Raw genomic sequence first — 4,812 nt, 5'->3', positions numbered from 1 at the left:
AGCGTTCCCGCGGCCACGAATATGATCTGGCGGGAAATCCCCACAATGGCCGAACTCTTCCGAAAATACGGCTACCGAACCGGACAGTTCGGGAAATGGCACCTGGGAGACCATTATCCCGACCGGCCGTTTGATCGCGGCTTCGAGAAGGCCATCTGGTTCGGCGGTTGGGGAGTGGCTTCGGACGTGGAGTTTGACAACGACTGCGTCAACATTCGCTACCGAGAGGAAGACCGTGTGGGGCAGGCGAACCGCTACTGCACGGACTTCTGGTTCGACAAGGCGATGGAGTGGATGTCCGAACGTGCTCGACAAAAAGAACCGTTTTTGTGTTACATCGCGACCAACGCACCCCACGGTCCTTTGTGGGCGCAGGAAAAAGATGCCGCACCTTACCAGAGTTTGGTGCGACCCCATGTCGCCAATTTCTTCGGCATGATCGCCAATATCGATGAGAACATGGGACGTCTGGAAAACTGGCTTCGAGAAACGGGGCTTCGCGAAAACACGATCGTCATCTTCATGACCGACAACGGCGGGACGGGGGGCAGGCAGGTGTACAACGGTGGTCTTCGGGATGGAAAGGGCAGTTACTACGACGGTGGACACCGTGTCCCCTGTTTCATCCGCTGGCCGGCTGGCGGGATCGAAGGTGGCCGCGAAATCAGCCAGCCGACGCAGATTCAGGACATCCTGCCGACACTCCTCGAGCTGTGTGGTCAATCTGCCCCGAAGGGAGTTCGTTTTGACGGCATCAGCCTGGCGAGCGTGCTGAGAAATCCAGAGGCCACGCTACCGGACCGCATGTTTGTCGTTCAGTACGGCGGCAGGGTTCGCGCTGTCAAGTACGACGCCTGCGTGGTTTGGGGCCCGTGGCGACTCGTCTATGGCAAGGAATTGTACAACGTGGCGGAGGATCGTGCCCAGACAACGGACCTCAGCACCCAGCACCCGGATATCGTGGCCAGGATGCGCGCGTTCTATGAAGATTGGTGGTCGCGCGTGGAAAAGAGGGTCTACGAATACCAACCCATCCTTGTGGGAACAGAGCAGGAAAACCCGGTCATCCTTTCATCGAATTACTGGGCAGGCGTCGATGTGGATAATCACCACCGCGTTTCGGCGGCCGAGGGCGGTCCGCGGGGTGGACCGTTCCATATACGCGTAACGCGGGGCGGCCTCTATCGGATTGAACTGCGCCGCTGGCCTTTCCACACGGAGGAACCGCTCGGTTCACCCGGTCCTAAACAGACGGTTGCCGGCCGGTCATTGCTTGATGTCATCAAAACCCGGAAGGCCCTGCCGATTTACGGCGCGGTGCTCCGCGTTGGATCCCGCGAGATGCGAGCCCAAACGTCTCCCAAGGCCATCGGTGTACCGTTTGAAGTCGAACTGGCCGAGGGTGATACCCAGCTCCAGGCATGGTTCCAGGACGCGAAAGGAAACGACCTGTGCGGGGCCTTTTACGTCAAGGTCGAGCTGCTCCGGCCCTAATGGCCGCACAGAGATAACTTGGGAACGGTGTCCAGAGAGCCCAGCTTTGGGGAGAGGGAGGACACGGGGACTGCTTTCAATGCGAAGGAGTTTGCTCATGCGGAGGGATCAGAGGAGCGGGATCATCGTGCGTTTGGCCATCGCCGGAACACTTGCGGCCCTGGCGCTGCCATCAGAAGCGGCAACCGTGCCGCAAAGTTCGCGGGAAGTCAAACAACTTTTCCCCGCGCCGCCCCGGGAGTATTCTTCAGCTCCCCTGTGGGTGTGGAACGACATGCTGACCGACGAGCAGATCGTTGGCACGCTGGAGGATCTCGCCTCCCAGCATGTCAAACAGGTGTTCGTCCATCCGCGTCCGGGACTGATGACTCCCTATCTTTCCGATGAATGGTTTCGTTTATGGAAGCTGGCGCTGAAAACCGCCGAAAGACTGGACATGAACGTATGGATTTACGACGAGAACTCCTACCCTTCAGGATTCGCCGGGGGTTGGGTTCCTGAATTGATGCCGGAGTCGGTGGGACGCGGCCTCAGTGTCAAACAGGTCAAACGCTTCCAGGACATCGATCCCGACGCCGTCGCCGTGTTCCGTGTGGAAGGCGAACGTTACGAAAATGTGACGTCCAGCATCCAGGATAAAAAGTCCCTTCCCGATGGCCAGTATCTTGTGTTTTCGCTGGTCCGGGCGGCGCCCTCGCCGTGGCACGGAGGTCGGGCCTACGTGGACCTTCTCTATCCCGGAGTGACTGAAAAATTCCTGGAAGTGACGCTGGAAGCCTACCGGCGGGAAGTCGGGGACGCGTTCGGTCAGCGGATACCGGGATCTTTCACGGACGAGCCACGGCTGCTTTCCGCGGGCCAACTCACCTGGACCGAGGACTTCGCCGAGCAATTCCAAGAACGGTTCGGATACAACCTTGTGGATCATCTGCCCGCCCTGGTGCAATCCGTGGGCGACTGGAAAAGAGTGCGGCACGATTACTATCGGCTCCTTCTGGATCTGTTTGTGGAACGATGGGCCCGCCCTTATTCTGAGTGGTGCGAGAAACATGGACTGGAATTCACCGGCCATTACTGGGAACACGAATGGCCGCTCTGCCGCTTCGTCCCTGACAACATGGCCATGTATGCCTGGCATCAGCGGCCTGCCATCGATTGCCTGATGAATCAATACGCGGAGCACACGCACGCACAGTTCGGCAACATTCGGGCGGTACGGGAACTCTCCAGTGCGGCCGACCAGTGCGGGCGGACCCGCACCCTGTGTGAACTGTACGGGGCCGGGGGTTGGGACCTCCGCTTTCAGGACATGAAGCGAATCGCGGACTGGCTGGGGGTGCTGGGCGTCAACACCTTTGACGAGCACCTCTCTTACATCACCATCCGAGGTGCCCGAAAGATGGATCACCCGCAGTCCTTTTCCTATCACGAGCCTTGGTGGTCCTCGTATCACGTTCTCGCCGACTACCTCACCCGGCTCTCGCTGGTGCTCTCCAGTGGCCAACATGTGAACGAAATCCTCGTTCTGGAACCCACCAGCACGGCGTGGCTCTACCAGGTGGACCGGGCAACGTCCTCCCACCTGGAACAGCTTGGTGAAAACTTCTTCAACCTGGTCAAAAGCCTGGAATTCGCCCAGATCGAGTATGACCTTGGATGTGAACACATCATGGCCAATCTGGGCAAGGTCCAGGACGGGTACCTGGTGGTGGGAAAACGGAAGTATCACACCGTTGTGCTGCCTCAAACCTGTGAAAACCTCGAGAAAACAACCCTTGACCTTCTCAGACAATTCTTACTGGCCGGCGGCACGGTTCTGGTGTGTGGGGATGGCCCGAGACTTGTGGATGGCCGCCCCTCGGAGGCTCTCCAGGAGTGCAGCGATCTTCCCGGTTGGAAAAAGGTCGATGAGAACGAGCTGCCCAAGCTGCTGGCCCCACGGCAGGACCAGGCCGTGCGGATTGTGCAACAGGAAGATCGACGCGGTTTGCTGCTCCATCAGAGGAGGCGGCTCAAGGACGGGGAGATTCTTTTCCTCGTCAATACGAGTGACTCCGAACATGCGGCGGGCACCATCCACGCCCAGTATTTGGGTGCTGAAGTTTGGGATCTCGAGACGGGCGACATGCGGCCGGCGCCGTTTAGTCCAAAAGGTGATGCAATCGAGCTCACTTTCGACCTTCCGCCCATCGGTTCCCTTGTGCTCTTTCTCAGCCATCGGGCCAATACGCCAGCACGTGAGGTATCAACCACGGAAGAAGAGATCGCTCTGGGACCGATCCATGCAGAGCGGCTCGATCCCAATGTCCTGACCCTCGATTATTTTGACGTCAAAATCCAGGATGAGGTGCGCCGGAGCCTGTATTTTGTGCCGGCCTGCCATTGGATCTTTCAGAAGTACGGCCTGCCTGGGAATCCGTGGGATCGGGCTGTGCAGTTTCGCGACGAAATCATCCGCAGGCAATTCCCGCCGGACAGCGGATTCGAGTTGACCTACCACTTTGAAATTAAAGAAAAAGTTCCGGATCAGATCTGGTTTGTACTGGAAAGGCCCGACCTTTACACCGTGACCTGTAACGGCCAGGCGGTTCCTCCGCCAGACGGCTGGTGGCTGGACAGGAGCTTCGGCAAAATCGATATCACCAAGCTGGTCAAGGTGGGAGAAAATGTGGTCACGGCGACGGCTTCTCCCATGACGATGTTTCACGAGGCCGCCGCGGCCTACGTGCTGGGCGACTTTTCAGTCACCCCGGCCGAAAAAGGTTTTGTTATTACTCCCCCTCAAGATTTGCATGTGGGAGAGGGTTGGGTTGCTCAGGGTTGCCCACTTTATCCAGGCCGGGTAGCCTACCGCACCAGCGTACACAAGTCTCGCGGCGACGGACGCTGGCTCGTTCGATTGGGAGCGTGGAACGGCTCCCTTGCGCAGGTGCTTGTGAATGACGCACCGGCGGGGGTGATCTATCGACCACCGTATGAGTGCGATATTACGCCGTTCCTTAAGGAAGGCGAAAATGAAATAGTCGTCATCGTGACGGGCACGCTCAAGAACACTCTGGGGCCTCATCATGCGGGTCCCATTCGGGGATCTGCCTGGCCTCACGCTTTCGCCCAGGGCCCAGCCGAGGGACCGCCGCCGGGAACGGCCTATGATACAATAGCCTATGGATTGTTCGAGCCGTTCCGCGTCATCCGCAAGAAGGTTGAGGAATCCCATTAAGGCATCGCCAAGGATCACGCGAGCGGCACAACCGGGGAGCTCACAACTGTCGCACCGTCGGTATTTCGGGTGCGGATGTCGGCTGGTGAACCCCGCAT

General features: G+C 58.6%; 2 protein-coding genes. Both read left to right on the top strand.

The genetic code is table 11. The features are described 5' to 3' along the window. A partial coding sequence (locus tag H5U08_RS10350; RefSeq protein WP_297032738.1) for a sulfatase-like hydrolase/transferase occupies nucleotides 1–1,494 on the top strand: 1,494 nt, incomplete at its 5' end. Between the two features lie 97 nt (nucleotides 1,495–1,591). After that, nucleotides 1,592–4,714: a glycosyl hydrolase gene (locus tag H5U08_RS10345; protein ID WP_297032736.1), complete on the top strand. Its 3,123-nt coding sequence runs from the start codon at nucleotides 1,592–1,594 to the stop codon at nucleotides 4,712–4,714. The last annotated feature ends 98 nt before the right edge of the window (nucleotides 4,715–4,812 follow it).

This window comes from Thermogutta sp. (assembly GCF_014359955.1).
GTDB lineage: Bacteria > Planctomycetota > Planctomycetia > Pirellulales > Thermoguttaceae > Thermogutta.
This window is presented reverse-complemented; position numbering and strand designations above follow the sequence as displayed.